This window comes from Deferrisoma sp., from assembly GCF_054681715.1.
Genome location: NZ_BAAHFQ010000010.1, coordinates 1 through 15,362 on the forward strand (window position 1 = coordinate 1; position 15,362 = coordinate 15,362).

Genomic DNA, 15,362 nt, shown 5'->3' on the forward strand with positions numbered 1-15,362 from the left:
CATCACCGTGTTCGGCCGGCGGGCCGGTCGCAACGCGGCCGAGTACGTGAAAAGCCTCGCCGGGGAGCCCGGGGAGCCCACGCTCGACCACGTGCGCGAGTTCGTGCGGGAGCTCGAGGAGGCCGGGGTCGATCGGAGCCGGATCTCCCCGATGCTCCTGCCCGACTACACGACGCCCGACGTCAAGATGCGCCAGCTCACGGCCCACTATCACGGGACCATCCGGTAAGAGGCGGGGAAGCGGGGAGGTTGGGAAGCTCTCGCGAAGCTCCCGGAGCAAGCAGCAAACCGGCCGCGTGTCGGCGCGGCGCCCGTGTGAGGCCTCGACAGGCGGAAAACGGCGGATGCGGGACTTCTGTCTTCTGTTTTCCGTCTTCCGACGCCTGAGTCCTGGTACGGGGTTTCGGTTGCATCCGAAATGATTTCGGCCGCCGGGCCGCCTCGCTGCCCGGCCGCCAAGCCGATCCGGAGGATCCATGAACATCCACGAGTACCAAGCCAAGGAGATCCTGAAGCGCTACGGGGTGGCCGTGCCCCGGGGCATCGTGGCCACCACGCCCGACGAGGCCGAGGCTGCGGCCCGGGAACTCGGCACCCCCGTGGTGGTGGTCAAGGCCCAGATCCACGCCGGCGGCCGGGGCAAGGCCGGCGGGGTCAAGGTGTGCAAGGGCCCGGTCGAGGCCCGGGCCGCGGCCGAGAAGATGCTCGGCTCCAAGCTCGTCACCCACCAGACCGGACCCCAGGGCAAGGAGGTCCTCAAGGTCTACGTGGAGGAGGGGTGCGACATCGCCCGGGAGCTCTACCTCGGGGTGGTGATCGACCGGGCCACCAGCCGGGTCACCATCATGGCCTCCACCGAGGGCGGCACGGAGATCGAGGAGGTGGCGGCCAAGACCCCCGAGAAGATCCTCAAGCAGACCGTGGACCCGGCCACCGGGTTCTTCCCGTTCCACGGCCGGAAGCTCGCCTACGGCCTGGGCCTCGAGGGCGAGGCGGCGAAGAACGCCCAGAAGTTCATCGCCGGGCTGTACCGGGCCTTCGTCGAGACCGACGCGAGCCTCGCCGAGATCAACCCCCTGGTGGTCACGGGCGACGGCCAGGTGCTGGCGCTCGACGCCAAGATGAACTTCGACAACAACGCCCTCTATCGGCACAAGGACATCGAGGCCCTGCGGGACGAGACCGAGGAGGACCCCCGGGAGCTCGAGGCGTCGAAGTACGGCCTGTCCTACATCAGCCTCGACGGCAACATCGGGTGCATGGTGAACGGCGCCGGGCTCGCCATGGCCACCATGGACATCATCAAGCACTACGGCGCCGAGCCGGCGAACTTCCTCGACGTGGGCGGCGGCGCGAGCGCCGAGCAGGTCACCCGGGCGTTCCAGCTCATCCTGTCCGACCCCAAGGTCGAGGCGGTGCTGGTGAACATCTTCGGCGGCATCATGCGCTGCGACACCATCGCCGAGGGCATCCTCACGGCCGCCAAGACCGTGGACCTCAAGGTGCCCTTGGTGGTGCGGCTCCAGGGCACCAACGTGGACCTGGGCCGGAAGATGCTCGCCGAGAGCGGCCTTCCCATCATCACGGCCGAAACCATGAGCGAGGCCGCCGAGAAGGTGGTGGAAGCGGCCAGAAGCCGGTGACCGGTGACGCGTGACGAGTGACCGGTCGGCCTCACCGCCGCCCGCGGGACGAAGGGGACTCGATCCACGAACGAACAGGCTGGACGCACCGGCAGGGCAGGAAAAGAAAAGAGGCCACGGGGTTGGGCTTTTCGCTTCCCAGCCTCCCAGCTTTCCAGCCTCCCGAAGGGAGTAGCCCATGAGCATTCTCGTCAACAAGGAAACCCGGGTCATCTGCCAGGGCATCACGGGTTCCAACGGCAAGTTTCACTCGGAGCAGTGCCTCAAGTACGGTACCAAACTGGTCGGCGGGGTGACCCCCGGCAAGGGCGGCCAGGAGGTCCTGGGCGTGCCGGTGTTCGACACCGTGGCCCAGGCCGTGGCCGAAACCGGCGCCAACGCCTCCATGATCTTCGTGCCGGCGCCGTTCGCGGCCGACGCCATCCTCGAGGCGGCCGACGCCGGCATCGAGGTGGTGGTGTGCATCACCGAGGGCATCCCGGTCATGGACATGCTCAAGGTGAAGCGGGCCCTCGAGGGCTCCAACACCCGGCTCATCGGCCCCAACTGCCCGGGCATCATCACCCCCGAGGAGTGCAAGATCGGGATCATGCCGGGCCACATCCACAAAAAGGGCCCGGTGGGGGTGATCAGCCGGTCCGGCACCCTGACCTACGAGGCCGTGGACCAGCTCACCAAGCTCGGCATCGGCCAGACCACCTGCATCGGGATCGGCGGCGACCCGATCATCGGCACCACCTTCATCGACGCCCTGAAGCTCTTCAAAGACGACCCCGAAACGAAGGGCATCGTGCTCATCGGCGAGATCGGCGGCACGGCCGAGGAGGAGGCCGCCGAGTACATCCGGGAGAACATCCGGGTGCCGGTGGTGAGCTTCATCGCGGGCCAGACCGCCCCCAAGGGCAAGCGCATGGGCCACGCCGGCGCCATCATCGCCGGCGGCAAGGGCACCGCGGCCGAGAAGATGGCCGCCTTGAAGGCCTGCGGCGTCCACGTGGTCCAGAGCCCGGCCGACATCGGCAAGACCATGGCCGACCTTCTATCCTGACGGCCCTCCGTGTGAGGGCGAAGCCGCTTCCCCGTGCGCGTTGACACGCCCGGATAAGCGCGGATATCCGAAGCCACTTCCGCGATCTCGGGGAGAATCGGCCGGGGAAGGCGATGTTCCGACATCCTACCGCAACGACCCGCGGCCCCAGCGCCCGCCGAGGCGCCTGGGGCCGTTTTGCGTATCTCCCTCCGCGCCAGATCACACCCGTTTCAGCCGACGGCGATCCTTCGCCTGTGCCGGCCAGGCGGGGTGGCGGGCGGCAGGCGCGGGCCTTGTCGTCGGGCCCACGAGCAACCCCACCCGGCGCCGGCAGAGCCGCCCCCCGGTCGGACCGGCCACAGCCCGCCGCGTGACGGTGAAACGATGCCCGAGCCGACCGAACGAGTCGAGGAGATCATCCTGAGCCACGACCGCCGGGGGATGGCGCGGCTCCGGAGACATCTGCGGCCCGGCTATTGCGCGAGAGCGGCGGAACTCCTCGCGCACGCGTCCGGCACCGTCGTGATCGGTACGGGGTTCCCGGTCGCGGGGAGTTTCGAGAGCGACGGGCCGATCGGTGCCATCGCGCTCTACCGGGTGCTGGAGCGCCTCGGGCGTCGTCCGGTGTTCGCCTGTGCCCCGCCGCTCTCCCGGGTCCTGGCGCCCGAGTTCGAGACGTACGAAATCCCGATCGCGGGTTGGGACGAGAGCCGCCGCGCCGTGGCGCGAGCGCTCGATGAACTCTCCCCTTCGCTCCTCGTGTCCGTGGAACGGCCGGGGCTCGCAGGGGACGGCCGGTACTACAACATGCGCGGGGTCGACATCACCGACCACACGGCGAAATTCGACCTCTTCTTCACCGAGGGGAAGGTGCCGACCCTCGCCTTCGGGGACGGGGGCAACGAGATCGGCATGGGGAATGTCGCCCCGGCGCTCGCCGAACTCGACATCACGCCGTCGGTGACGCGCTGCGACGTGCTCGTGATCGCGAGCGTGTCGAACTGGGGCGTCTACGGGGTCCTGGCGCTCCTCGGCCGGGCGTTGGGGCGCGACCTGCTCGGCCTCGTGGATCCGATGGAGATCGCAAGCCACCTCTTCGCCAACGGGTGCGTCGACGGCGTCACGTGCAGGCCCGACCACACCGAGGACGGGTTCCCGCTCGAGGTGAGCCTAGGCATCATCCGGGAGCTTCGCGAGGCGGTCCGCGCGGGCTCGACAGAGCCGTAGCGCACTTTGCCGGGGAAACCCGCGCGACCTGCCTGTCTCGGGGGACCGGGGCGATAGGTTCCAAGAGATTTCGGCGTGCCCTTCCCGCACTGCCGGTGACGGGGTCGCTCGCCCACGGGATTGGGACCCAACCCCTAGAGCGGGCCAGACTGCGCCCTAGGGCAGCGCATGGGCCACGCCGGGGCGATCATAGCCGGCGGCGAGGGCACCGCGGCCGAGCAGGCGGCCGCCCTTCTGTCCTGACAGCCCTCCCCGCGAGCGCGAAGCCCCAGCCCCGTGCGCTTTGACACACCCGGGCAGGCGCGGAGACACGAAGCCAGTTCCGCAACCTCGGGAAAATCGGCCGGGGAAGGCGATGTTCCGACACCCTACCGCAATGACCCACGGCCCCAGCGCCCGCCGAGGCGCCCGGGGCCGTTTTGCGTGTTTCCCCCTGCACCAAAGCGCACTGGTTTCACCCGAAGGCGATCCTCTGCCTGCACCTGCCGGGCGGGGTGGTGCGCGCCCGGCGCGGGTTTCGTCGTCGGGCCCACGAGCAACCCCACCCGGCGCCGGCAGAGCCGCCCCCCGGTCGGACAGGCCACAGCCTGCCGCTTGGCACAAGGACGGGGCCCGACGTGCCGGTCCGCGGACGACAACCTATAAACTTACTGGTACCTTACAAAAGTATTGCCGGGGGCGGGTGGGGGGGGACTGGTTCCGGCCGGGCGCGAGTGCGGCACCCGATCGCCGCGCCTTTCCATGCCGTTATCGGGTCGACAGGCCGGGACGGCGGTAGCGGGCGTTCCGGAACTTCCAAAGCGATCCAGGCGTGGTGAGGGCGGGGCGAGGCATCCTTGAGGCTCGTGGTGGCCCAAAGCCCGGAGGAGATCCATGGCCGATACGAGGGAGACTCACCACCGGCCACGCCACAGGCCTGTCGGAAAGCTGCTGCTTTCCCTGGCCGCCCGGGGGTTCCGGTACCACTGGTTTCGACTCACGGGCAAGGGGGGGCCCCCGGAGGCGGTGAGCCTCGAGGTGACGCGCCGGTGCGTGGCGCGGTGCGTCATGTGCAATCTGTGGAAAAGCCCGCGGGACGCACCGGAACTCGCCGCCGAGGAGTGGCTCGCCCTTCTTGCCTCGCCGGAGTTTCGACGACTGAAGGAACTCGATGTGACCGGGGGGGAGCCGTTTCTCCGGGGTGATCTCCCCCGGCTACTCGAGGGGATCTGCGCCCTCAGGGAAACCCACCTTCCCCACCTTCGCTCCGTGGCGGTCACGACCAACGGATTTTTGACCCGATCGGTACTGGACGGAGTCGGCCGGGTGCTTGGGTCGTTCGAACGGGCCGGACTGGAGTTGGTCCTGGTTTTCGGGATGGATGCCGTCGGCGAACTGCACGATCGAATTCGCAACTACCCACACGGTTGGTCTAGGCTCCACGAAACCCTTGAAGGGGTTGCCAAACTCAGGGTTCGCCATCCTCTGCTGGTTCTCGGCATCAAGACCACCGTCACCCGCTTCAATGTGGGTGAACTCGATCAGGTCGTCGCCTACGCCAGAGAACACGGCCTTTTCACGATCATCTCCCCCTTTCTTCTCACCCCCGCCCGCTACGACAACCTCGACCGGGCCGAAGATCTTGCCCTGTCCCCCGGGGACCGTGCCGTGCTTCGGCGGTTCTACGAAAATACTCCGTTGCCGTGGCGTGCCTACCGAGACGAACTGGTCCGGTTTCTGAACACGGGGCGGATGGAAAAGCCGTGTTCCGCCGGGTTGAACTACTACTTCATCCGCAGCACCGGGGATGTACTTCCATGCCCGCTGATCCCGGTTTGCCTGGGCAACCTGCACCGCACGCCGTTCGGGGCGCTCATGCGGTCTGCGCCGGCGAGGGCGTTTCGCAAGAAAGTCGGCCGGTTCCCCCCCCTGCCCCACCTGCACCGAACCCGGCCTGGAACGCTACGCCCTGCCCTTTGAAGGTTGGCACTACCTGCGCTTGTACTGCACCCTAGGGAAACGCGCTTTTCTCCAACTCCACGAACACCTGGGACTCGAGAAGTACTTCTGAAAGCCCCGTCCCGTCCGCCCACTCCCCGGGGAGCAAGGGGCGGAGGAGGAAGTTGACAGGTTGTAAAGTGACAGGTCGCGAGGTCGAGTCGTTGACAGGTTACTTGGTTTTGGTGGGCTTGCCTGCGAGTTTGGGACGCTGGGGGAGAGGGGGCGGCGATGCCGAGGACTGGGGAGATAACGCTACAAAGTGAATACTAACCCCAACGGAAGTATTGTCAGGTCCCCGTCGTTGCTACGGAAACCCGCGGGTGGGGGGCTGGTGGAGAGCCGGGTGCGGCCCCTAACCTCGCCGCGCCTCACCAGGCTTGGATCGCTTTGGAAGTTCCGGAACTTCCGTTGCCGACGCTCCGACCTGCCGACCTTGCAACGGCATGCGAGGGCAGGGCGATTGGGTGCCGCACTCGCACCCGGCCGGAACCAGTCCCCCACCCGCCTCAGGCAATACTTTTGAAGGTATTGGTAAGTTAAGGAAACCTTGCTCCCCCCGCTTTGCGGTTCCGGTTCTGGGAGGCCCCCGTTAGCCGTTCGGCCCGGCCTACCCGCCCGCCCCGAGTTCCTCGTCTACCACCCGGGCGATGCCCGCGGCCACCCAGCCCACCGCGGCGCCCGACGCCACGGCGAGGGTCCCGGCGAGGGGGAGAAGGGCCCAGACGGCCGGCGTTCGTAAAAGCAGGGAGGCGAGGGCGAGTTGGACGGCCATGTGGGCCTCGGCCCCCAGGGCGCTCACGCCCACGAGCCCGAGGCCCGGGACGCGGAGCGCCAAGGCCATGACGGTCACGGCGGCGAGGGTGCCCCCGGCCGACAGGAAAAACCCCGGGGTGAGGAGCCGGCCGGCGAAGAGGGCGCCCACGAGCACCTTGCCCACCCCCACCCACAGGCCTGGGCCCGGGCCCCAGAGGGCCAGCGCCGCGAGCACCGGGGCGTTGGCGAGGCCGAGGCGGGCCCAGGGCACGGGGGAGGGCAGGAGGAACTCCAGGGTCTGGAGCGCCCCGGCCAGGGCCACGAGGAGCCCGAGCAGGGCCGAGCGGGCCTCGGGCTCAACGTCCCACCGCATCCACGTCGCCTCCGGGGCCCACGGCCTCCACGGCCACCCGGTTGGGCAGACACGCGGCCACCCGGCCCGGCCGGTCCACGGCCCCGGCCCGGATGCAGAGTTTGAGCGGGCAGGGGCTCTCCACCACCCGGGCGGCGCGTGCTCCCACGTCGATCACCGTGACCCCCAGGGGCCCCTCCACCTCGATCCGCCCGGCCCCGGGGTCGACCACCCGGGCCCCGGCCGGCGACGTGATCCGGAACCGGGCGGGCCGGCCCCCGGCCCGGGGCAGCCAGGCCACGAGGTTCAGCGACAGGAGCCCCGCGAGCACCAGGGCGTCGAGCGGGGCGAAGGTACGGCGCCTCACGGCTCCACCGCGGGCGCCACGCGGCCGAACCCCGGGGTCTCCCGCACCGACCCGTCGGCCGCCACCACGAGCCCCTCGACCCCGGGTTCCCGCTCCAGGAGGGCGAGCCCCTCCTCGGGCCCCAGCACGAACACCGCGGTGCTCAGGGCGTCGGCGTCGGTGGCCGTGGGCGCCCACACCGTGACGCTCTGGCAGCCCGGGGCCGGGTAGCCCGTGCGGGGGTCGAGGATGTGGTGGATCCGCCGGCCCTCCCACTCGTAGAACCGCTCGTAGTCCCCGGAGGTCACGAGCGCCCCCTCGGCCGGGGCCACCACCCGCAGGAACCGCCCCGGGTCCCGGGGGTGCTGGATGCCCACCCGCCAGGGCCGGTCGCCCCGGGTGCCGGCCACGTAGAGGTCGCCCCCGGCGTTCACGATGAAGCCCTTGGCCCCGGCCGCCCGGAGGGCCTCGGCGGCCCGGTCGATGGCCCAGCCCTTGGCGATGCCCCCGAAGTCCACTTCGGTGCGCCCCAGGTCCACGGTGCGGGCCTCGGGGTCGAGGGCGAGCCGCTCCCACCCCACCCGGGACCGGGCGGCCTCGACGGCCAGGGGTTCCGGGGGCGGGTGGGGCCCCTGGAGCACGTCCCAGAGGTCGAGGAGCGGCGCCACCGTGGGGTCGAAGGCGCCGGCCGTGCGCCGGGCCCAGCGGAGGGACTCGGCGAGCACCGCGGCCAGGGCCGGCGACACCTCGCCCCCCCCGGCCCGGTTGAGCTCCCACAGGGGGGTGCCTTCGACCCGGGCCATCTCGTGGTCCACGGCCTCGAGCCGGTCGAATGCCGCCCCCACAGCCTCCCGGGCCTCGGGTTCGGGCAGCCCGGCCACCGTGATGGTGACCAGGGTGTCCATGAGGAACCGGGTCTCGGCCGTGGGTTGGGCGGCGGGCTTGCGGCCGTAGGCGTAGGCCATCACGAGGCCCACGGCCAAGACCGGCAGGCACCAGGCGAGGATCCGCCTCACGCTTCCACCACCCGGGCCGCGAGGTCGTAGTCCCCTGCCGAGGTGATCCGGGCCCGCACGAACCCCCCGATCTCCACGACCTCGTCGGGGTAGCCCTCGAGCACCGTGAACCCGTCCACCTCCGGGGCCTGGCCGTAGGTTCGGCCCACCACCCGGCCCTCCTCGTCGAACCCCTCCACGAGCACCTCGAGCTCCCGGCCCAGGAACTCCCGGTTCCGGGCCCGGCTCACGCCCGCCTGGACCTCGAGGAGCCGCTCCAGCCGGGCCTCCACCACGGCCCGTTTCACCCGGGGCCGGAACCGCTCGGCCGGGGTGCCCTCCTCCGGGGAGTAGGCGAAGGCCCCCAGGTGGTGGAACCCCACGTCCTCGACGAACCGCACCAGGGAATCGAACTCCTCGTCGGTCTCCCCCGGGAACCCCACGATCGCGGTGGTGCGCAGCACGAGCCCCGGCACCCGGGCCCGCAGATCGTCGATCACGGCCCGCACCTCGTCGGCCGTGGCCCGGCGGCCCATGGCCCGGAGGATCCGGGGGTGGATGTGCTGGATCGGCATGTCGAGGTACGGGACCACCTTGCCGCCGGCCCCGAGCCGCTCCACCACCCCGGGGGGGAACGGCCGGGGGTAGGCGTAGAGGAGCCGGATCCACCGCAGGCCCTCGAGGTCGGAGAGCCGGTCCAGGAGCCGGGCCAGGGCCCCCGGGTCGTCCCGGTCGAGACCGTAGGAGGTCACGTCCTGGGCCACCAGGTTGAGCTCCCGCACCCCGGCGGCGACGAGCCGGCGGGCCTCGTCCAGGAGCTCCTCCTCGGGCAGGCTCCGGAACGGGCCCCGGATCGAGGGGATGGTGCAATAGGTGCACCGGTTCGAGCAGCCCTCGGCGATCTTGAGGTAGGTGGAGTGGGGCAGTTGGGTGAGCATGCGGGGCAGGGGGCCGCCCAGGGGCTCGGCCGGGTCGGCGCCGGCCAGAAGGGCCGGGATCCGGGGGATGTCCTCCGGGGTGAAGAACCGGTCCACCTCGGGGAGTTCCCCGGGCAGCCCCGGGTAGCGCTTCACGAGGCATCCGGCCACCACGAGCTCCCGGCAGTTCCCGGTTTCCTTGAGCCGGGCGGCCTCCAGGATCTCCTCGATGCTCTCCTCCACGGCCTCCCGGATGAACCCGCAGGTGTTCACGATGACGATCTCGGCCTGGGCCGGGTCCTCGACGATCGTAAACCCCCGGGCCGCCAGCCCCCCCAGGAGGTGCTCGGCGTCCACCCGGTTCTTGGCGCAGCCCAGGCTCACGAGCCCCACGGTTTTCACCGGCCGGCCTCCCCGGCCCCCACCACCTGGACCCCCTCGGGCACCTGGAACCGGAAGAGGTCCGCCGGCGTGTCGGCCACCTCCCGGAGCCCCGAGAACTCCACCACGGTGCGGTTCCCCAGGGGGTCGTAGGTGGTCACCGACGCGGGTAGGCCCCGGTCCGGCAGGAGCCGGATCTCGACCCGGTCGAGGTCGGGCTGGGGCTCCTTGGGCCGCAACACGAGGCACCGGTCGCCGCAGGCCTCGATGTGGAAGTGGTCCCGGGCCCGGCCGAGCCCGTTCAGGAGGTCGAGGGCGAGGCGCCCGGTGGGCGGCAGGTCCGTCAGGCGCTGGCGGAGCACGGTGCGGTCGCGCACCTGGTGGATCCACAGGGTTTCGCCGTCGCTCACGAGCACCTGGGGGTCGTCGCCCTCGTACTCCCAGCGCATGCGGCCGCCCTTGGCGAACCACACCCGGCCCCCGGCCACCTGGTCGAACCCGGTGGCCGCCATGCGGGCCGTCTGCACGAACCGGCCCTCCAGGGCCCGGGTGGCCTCGACGGTGCGGAGCACCTCCCCGACGAGGGCGTCCACGTCGGCGGCGCCGGCCGTCGCGGCCCACGGGGCCGAGAGGAGGGCGAGAAACAGAAATCGGATCAAGCGCATATGGGGTCTCCGAAAGGCTGGGCGGCTAGGCAGCTGGGCGGCTGGGCGGCCGGGCCGCCTCGCCGTCCAGCCGTCTACAGCTTGTTGATCAACACCTCGCGGGGTTTCGCGCCGCGCGACGGGCCCACCACCCCCTCCTGCTCCATGCGCTCGATCATCCGGGCGGCCCGGTTGTAGCCGATCTGGAGCCGCCGCTGGATCATCGAGATCGAGGCCTGCCGGGTCTCGGCCACCAGGGCCACGGCTTTGTCGTAGAGCTCGTCGAACTCGGGGTCGTCCAGCCCCGGCAGGGGGTCGGGCTCGTGGAGGATCTCCTCCTGGTACTCGGGCTCGCCCTGCTCCCGCAAGAACGCCGTGAGCCGGGCGATCTCCTCCTCCGACACGAACGACCCGTGCACCCGCTCGAGCCGGGCGGTGCCCGGCGGCAGGAACAGCATGTCGCCGCCCCCGAGCAGGGTCTCGGCGCCCTGGGTGTCGAGGATGGTGCGCGAGTCCACCCGGGAGGCCACCTGGAACGCGATCCGGGCCGGGAAGTTCGCCTTGATCATGCCGGTGAGAACGTCCACCGACGGGCGCTGGGTGGCCACGATCAGGTGGATCCCGGCGGCCCGGGCCATCTGGGCGAGCCGGGCGATCGACTCCTCCACGTCCTTCGAGGCCACCATCATGAGGTCCGCGAGTTCGTCGATCACCACCACGATGTAGGGGAGGATCTCGGTGTTGAGATCCTCTTCCGGCCGGCGGCTCCCGAGGTCCTTCAGGCGCTTTTCGATCTTCTTGTTGTAGGTGACGATGTTTCGCACCTGCTCCTCGGCCATGAGCCGGTAGCGCCGCTCCATCTCCTGCACGGCCCACCGCAGGGCCAGGGCCGCCTTCTTGGCCTCGGTGACCACGGGCAACAGGAGGTGGGGGATGTCGTTGTAGACCGAGAGCTCCAGCATCTTGGGGTCCACGATGAGGAGCCGCACGTCCTTGGGGGTGGCCCGGAACAGGAGGCTCGCCAGCATGGCGTGCACGGCCACGCTCTTCCCCGACCCGGTGGCTCCGGCCACCAGGAGGTGGGGCATCTTCGCCAGATCCGCCACGTAGGGGTTCCCGGCCGTGTCCTTGCCGAGCGCCAGGGTGAGCTTGGATTTCGATTCCTGGTAGGCGGACGAGGCCAGGATGTCCCTGAGGTACACGATCTCCCGCTGGTGGTTGGGGATCTCGATCCCCACGGCGGCCTTCCCGGGGATCGGCGCGATGATCCGGACCGAGAGCGCCTGCATGGCCAGGGCCAAGTCGTCGGAGAGGTTCACGATGCGGTTGATCTTGACCCCGGGGGCCGGTTTGAACTCGTAGAGCGTGATGACCGGGCCGGGCCGCACCCGTTCCACCTCGCCCTCGACCCCGAAGTCCTGGAGCTTCTTCTCCAGCACCTTGGAGGCCATGCGAAGGGCCTCCTCGTCCGGGCCCGACCCGGGCGGCGTGCCGGGGTCGAGGAGGTCGAGGGACGGGAGCCGATACCCGTCGATCTCCCGGGCGAAGGGGAACGCCTCCTGCACCGGAGTCCGGGCCGGGGCCGGGATCTCGAGCTTGGGGCCCTTCTCCTCGGCGGGGCGTTCGGGTTTGCGGGCCTGGGCCGGCCCGGGCCGCGGGGCCTCGCGGGGCTTGGCCGCCTGCTTGCGCTCCTTGCGGCGGGCCCGCTGCTCCCGCCGCAGGATCCACCCCTCCCTCACCCGCTGGGCCGCCGCCACGAGCCGCAGCCGCAGCCCCTCCCAGAACCCGTAGAGGCTCAGGTTCACGGTGAACATGAGGGACGAGATCCACCCCACCCCCAACACGAGCGCCGTTCCCGGGCCGTTCAGGTAGTGGACGAGCCCCCGGGACAGAAGCTGGCCCAGGGCCCCGCCGGCCGAGAGGTCGAGCTGGTCGAACCGCACCGTGCCGAGCCCCAGGCTCAGGAGCCCGGCGGTCGTCACGGTGAGGGCCGTGTACCCCACGGCCACCCAGCCGGGGTGGGCAAAGGGCCGCAGGAGGATGTACCGGCCCGCGCAGACCCCCAGGGCCAGGGGCACGAGCCAGGCGGCGTAGCCCAGGGTCTGGATGAGGAGGTCGGCCACGTGGGAGCCCACGAGCCCCCCCAGGTTGTGGGGCGGGCCGCCGCCGGCCGTGTTGAACGAGGGGTCGGCCGTGCGGTACGAGGCCAGCGAGATCGCGAGAAACACGCACACGAGCCCCACCCCGAGGCCGACGAGCTCGGCCCGCACCCGGGGCCCCAGGTGGTCGCGCCACCCGTTGAGCGCCTCGCCGAGCCGGGGGGGATCGGGGTCCTTGCGGGAACGCGCCATGGGATCTCGTTTAGGGCCCGAGGAGGAGGTAGCCGGCGCCCACGAGCCAGCAGTACACGGCGAACCACCGGAACCGGCCCCGCCGGATCACCCCGAGGAGCCAGTGGATCGCGGCGAGCCCCGAGGCGAAGGCGGCCACGACCCCGGCGAGATACGGGCCCCACGCGATGTCGGGGTGGGCCAGGTGCCGGACCTCGAGCACCACGGCCCCGACGATGGCCGGGATCGACAGCAGGAAGCTAAACCGCGCGGCGTCGGCCGGCCGGATGCCCAGGAGCGAGCCGGCCGCGATGGTGGAGCCCGACCGGCTGATCCCCGGCACGATGGCGAGCCCCTGCACGGTGCCCACCGCCAGGGCCCGACCCACCCCGATCCGGTCCATGGGGTCGCGGCCCCGGGCCAGGACCTCCGAAACCCAGAGGAGCGCCCCCGTCACCAGGAGCATCGCGGCCGCGGCCCGGGGGGCGTGGAACAGGGCCTCGAGCGGGTCCTTGAACGCGACCCCGATGACCCCCGTGGGCACCGTGCCGGCCACGATCCAGCCCACGAGCCGGCGGTGGACCGGGTCGCCCCCGGGGAGGAGCGAGGCCGCCATGCCGGCCACGTCCCTCCAGAAATAGAGGAGCACCGCGCCCAGGGTCGCGGCGTGCAGGAGCACGTCGAACAGGATGCCCGGCTGGGCGAACCCGGGCACGAGGCTTTGCACGATCACCAGGTGGCCCGAGGAGCTCACGGGCAGAAACTCGGTCAGCCCCTGCACGAGCCCCAGGACCAGGCCGTCCCAAATCGTCATCTGGCCTCCCACCGGGGCCTCCCGCCCCGGAGCGCAAACGGAAATACCTAACTCTAGGGGAGGGCGCTCGGTCGGGTCAATGCGGGGGAGAGGCGGGCGCCCGGGCCGTCTGGGAGCTCCGGCAGGGGCCCGGGTTTGCGGCGGGCGCCGTTTGCCCCTACACTCGACGCGTAGAGGAGCCCTCCCGCCCCGTCCCCCCGAACGGATCGCCCTCAGGCCCGCCCCGGGCGCACCCCAGTCGTCGAACGCTCGCCCGCTCGTCTTCGGCCCGAGTCCGGCGCCGGGGTCGCGGCGCCAGCCTCGGGCCCCTCCGCGATGGGGGGAGGGGACTAGGGGGAGCCTGCCCCCGGCTTCCCCGGGGCGCCGCCGAACCGCCAGGAGATGGAGAACCTGAATGGGACACACGAAGCACAAACTGGAAATCCGAAACCTCCGCCCCGACGACTACGACGACGTGCGGCGGATCATGGACCGCGTGTACGCCGGCATGGGAGGGGCCTGGAGGCCGGAGCAGTTCGAGCGACTCCTCGGGCTCTTTCCCGAGGGGCAGATCTGCGTGGAGGACAAGGGGAGGGTGGTGGCCGCCGCCCTGACCTTGATCGTCGATTTCCGGAGCCTGGGGGAGCAGCATTCGTACGACGACGTGGTGGGCGGCGGGAAGTTCCCCGCCCACGATCCCGAGGGGGACTACCTCTACGGGATCGATCTCTTCGTCGACCCGGACTACCGGGGCCTTCGGCTGGGCCGCCGGCTCTACGACGCCCGAAAGGAGCTGTGCGAGACGCTCAATCTGAAGGGGATTCTCGTCGGCGGTAGGATCCCCGGGTACGCGAAGTACGCCCACGAGCTCACCCCGAAGCAGTACATCGAGAAGGTGAAGGGGAAGGAGATCGCGGACCCGGTGCTCACGTTCCAGCTCGCCAACGACTTCTACCCGAAGCGGGCGATGTCCAACTACATCCCGGAGGACAGCGCGTCCCGCAGCTACGCGGTGCTCCTGGAGTGGAGCAACATCTACTACCAGCCCCGGAGGAAGATCGACTGGGGCCGCAAATCCTATGTGCGGCTCGGGGTGGTGCAGTGGCAGATGCGGGTCTTCGGGTCGTTCGAGGACTTCATGCAGCAGGCCGAGTTCTTCGTGGACACGGTGTCGGGCTACAACGCCGACCTCGTCCTGTTCCCGGAGTTTTTCAACGCGCCCCTCATGGCCCGGTTCAACCAGGAGGACACCGCGGCCGCCATGAGATCGCTCGCGGGCTACACGGAGCGGATCCGAAACGAGCTCCTCTCGATGGCGGTCTCCTACAACATCAACATCGTGACGGGGAGCCTCCCCGAGTACGACGGCAGCAACCTCTACAACGTGTCGTTCCTTTGCCGGCGGGACGGCACCTGGGACGCCCAGTACAAGCTCCATATCACCCCGGACGAATCCCACTACTGGGGCCTCAAGGGGGGGAACCGGCTCAAGGTGTTCGACACGGACGTGGGCAAGGTGGGAATCCTGATCTGCTACGACGTCGAGTTCCCGGAACTCTCCCGGCACCTGGTGGACCAGGGGATGCAGATCCTCCTCGTGCCGTTCTGGACGGACACCAAGAACGCCTACCTCAGGGTGCGCCGGTGCGCCCAGGCCCGGGCGATCGAGAACGAGTGCTACGTGGCCATCTCGGGCAGCGTGGGCAACATCCCGAAGGTGGAGAACATGGACATCCAGTACTCCCAGGCCGCGATCTTCACGCCTTCGGATTTCGCCTTTCCCCACGACGCCGTGGCGGCCGAGGCCACGCCGAACACTGAGATGACCCTGGTGGCCGACCTGGACCTCGACCTCCTCAAGGAACTGCGGCGCATGGGGAGCGTGCGAAACCTCGAGAGCCGGCGAAAAGACCTGTACCGGGTGCTGTGGCAGGGCCGGCAGGACGGGGGGCCCTAACGGAACGGGGGCGG

12 protein-coding genes and 2 pseudogenes are annotated in these 15,362 nt (G+C 70.4%); 7 read left to right on the top strand and 7 right to left on the bottom strand.

Going from position 1 to position 15,362, the window contains the following annotated elements:
- The 6 genes and pseudogenes from ACY0I8_RS02840 to ACY0I8_RS02865 all read left to right on the top strand — a co-directional run.
- Positions 1-229 (top strand): annotated as a pseudogene (locus ACY0I8_RS02840) (succinate dehydrogenase/fumarate reductase flavoprotein subunit); the annotation flags it as partial.
- A 247-nt stretch (positions 230-476) separates the two neighbouring features.
- Positions 477-1,643, top strand: coding sequence for an ADP-forming succinate--CoA ligase subunit beta (gene sucC / locus ACY0I8_RS02845; protein ID WP_461393495.1), 1,167 nt, complete (start codon positions 477-479; stop codon positions 1,641-1,643).
- Between the two features lie 178 nt (positions 1,644-1,821).
- A complete protein-coding gene (gene sucD / locus ACY0I8_RS02850) occupies positions 1,822-2,691 on the top strand; it encodes a succinate--CoA ligase subunit alpha (protein ID WP_459940864.1) in 870 nt (289 codons plus the stop codon).
- 366 nt (positions 2,692-3,057) lie between these two features.
- On the top strand, positions 3,058-3,900 hold the full coding sequence (locus tag ACY0I8_RS02855; RefSeq protein ID WP_461393496.1) for a DUF4392 domain-containing protein: 843 nt from the start codon (positions 3,058-3,060) through the stop codon (positions 3,898-3,900).
- A gap of 139 nt (positions 3,901-4,039) precedes the next feature.
- Positions 4,040-4,134 (top strand): annotated as a pseudogene (locus ACY0I8_RS02860) (succinate--CoA ligase subunit alpha); the annotation flags it as partial.
- Between the two features lie 639 nt (positions 4,135-4,773).
- Positions 4,774-5,859 (top strand): radical SAM protein, encoded by a 1,086-nt coding sequence (locus ACY0I8_RS02865; protein ID WP_461393497.1) that lies wholly within the window; start codon positions 4,774-4,776, stop codon positions 5,857-5,859.
- Between the two features lie 628 nt (positions 5,860-6,487).
- On the opposite strand, the gene ACY0I8_RS02870 is transcribed toward ACY0I8_RS02865, so the two are convergent.
- The 7 genes from ACY0I8_RS02870 to ACY0I8_RS02900 all read right to left on the bottom strand — a co-directional run bounded on the left by ACY0I8_RS02870 (position 6,488) and on the right by ACY0I8_RS02900 (position 13,412).
- A complete protein-coding gene (locus ACY0I8_RS02870) occupies positions 6,488-7,006 on the bottom strand; it encodes a Gx transporter family protein (RefSeq protein WP_461393498.1) in 519 nt (172 codons plus the stop codon).
- Positions 6,990-7,352 (bottom strand): NusG domain II-containing protein, encoded by a 363-nt coding sequence (locus ACY0I8_RS02875; RefSeq protein ID WP_459941088.1) that lies wholly within the window; start codon positions 7,350-7,352, stop codon positions 6,990-6,992. Before ACY0I8_RS02875 ends, ACY0I8_RS02870 begins: the two co-directional genes overlap by 17 nt.
- Positions 7,349-8,347: an FAD:protein FMN transferase gene (locus tag ACY0I8_RS02880; RefSeq protein WP_461393499.1), complete on the bottom strand. Its 999-nt coding sequence runs from the start codon at positions 8,345-8,347 to the stop codon at positions 7,349-7,351. The genes ACY0I8_RS02875 and ACY0I8_RS02880 overlap by 4 nt, the downstream gene beginning before the upstream one ends.
- On the bottom strand, positions 8,344-9,645 hold the full coding sequence (rimO, locus tag ACY0I8_RS02885) for a 30S ribosomal protein S12 methylthiotransferase RimO (protein ID WP_461393500.1): 1,302 nt from the start codon (positions 9,643-9,645) through the stop codon (positions 8,344-8,346). Before rimO ends, ACY0I8_RS02880 begins: the two co-directional genes overlap by 4 nt.
- A complete protein-coding gene (locus ACY0I8_RS02890) occupies positions 9,642-10,289 on the bottom strand; it encodes a LolA family protein (protein WP_461393501.1) in 648 nt (215 codons plus the stop codon). The genes rimO and ACY0I8_RS02890 overlap by 4 nt, the downstream gene beginning before the upstream one ends.
- Positions 10,290-10,363: 74 nt before the next feature.
- Complete coding sequence (locus ACY0I8_RS02895) at positions 10,364-12,619, bottom strand: DNA translocase FtsK (RefSeq protein ID WP_461393502.1); 2,256 nt, start codon at positions 12,617-12,619, stop codon at positions 10,364-10,366.
- Between the two features lie 10 nt (positions 12,620-12,629).
- Complete coding sequence (locus ACY0I8_RS02900) at positions 12,630-13,412, bottom strand: undecaprenyl-diphosphate phosphatase (protein ID WP_461393503.1); 783 nt, start codon at positions 13,410-13,412, stop codon at positions 12,630-12,632.
- A 394-nt stretch (positions 13,413-13,806) separates the two neighbouring features.
- Here ACY0I8_RS02900 and ACY0I8_RS02905 point away from each other — a divergent pair, with 394 nt between their 5' ends.
- Positions 13,807-15,348, top strand: coding sequence for a GNAT family N-acetyltransferase (locus ACY0I8_RS02905; RefSeq protein WP_459941095.1), 1,542 nt, complete (start codon positions 13,807-13,809; stop codon positions 15,346-15,348).
- Positions 15,349-15,362: the final 14 nt, after the last annotated feature.

Bases quoted from the DNA above. Each gene is read 5' to 3' on its own strand.
- ACY0I8_RS02900 (WP_461393503.1), bottom strand. From the start codon at position 13,412: ATGACGATTTGGGACGGCCTGGTCCTGGGGCTCGTGCAGGGGCTGACC.
- ACY0I8_RS02905 (WP_459941095.1), top strand. From the start codon at position 13,807: ATGGGACACACGAAGCACAAACTGGAAATCCGAAACCTCCGCCCCGAC.
- ACY0I8_RS02890 (WP_461393501.1), bottom strand. From the start codon at position 10,289: ATGCGCTTGATCCGATTTCTGTTTCTCGCCCTCCTCTCGGCCCCGTGG.
- ACY0I8_RS02895 (WP_461393502.1), bottom strand. From the start codon at position 12,619: ATGGCGCGTTCCCGCAAGGACCCCGATCCCCCCCGGCTCGGCGAGGCG.
- ACY0I8_RS02855 (WP_461393496.1), top strand. From the start codon at position 3,058: ATGCCCGAGCCGACCGAACGAGTCGAGGAGATCATCCTGAGCCACGAC.
- sucC (WP_461393495.1), top strand. From the start codon at position 477: ATGAACATCCACGAGTACCAAGCCAAGGAGATCCTGAAGCGCTACGGG.
- sucD (WP_459940864.1), top strand. From the start codon at position 1,822: ATGAGCATTCTCGTCAACAAGGAAACCCGGGTCATCTGCCAGGGCATC.
- ACY0I8_RS02870 (WP_461393498.1), bottom strand. From the start codon at position 7,006: ATGCGGTGGGACGTTGAGCCCGAGGCCCGCTCGGCCCTGCTCGGGCTC.
- ACY0I8_RS02865 (WP_461393497.1), top strand. From the start codon at position 4,774: ATGGCCGATACGAGGGAGACTCACCACCGGCCACGCCACAGGCCTGTC.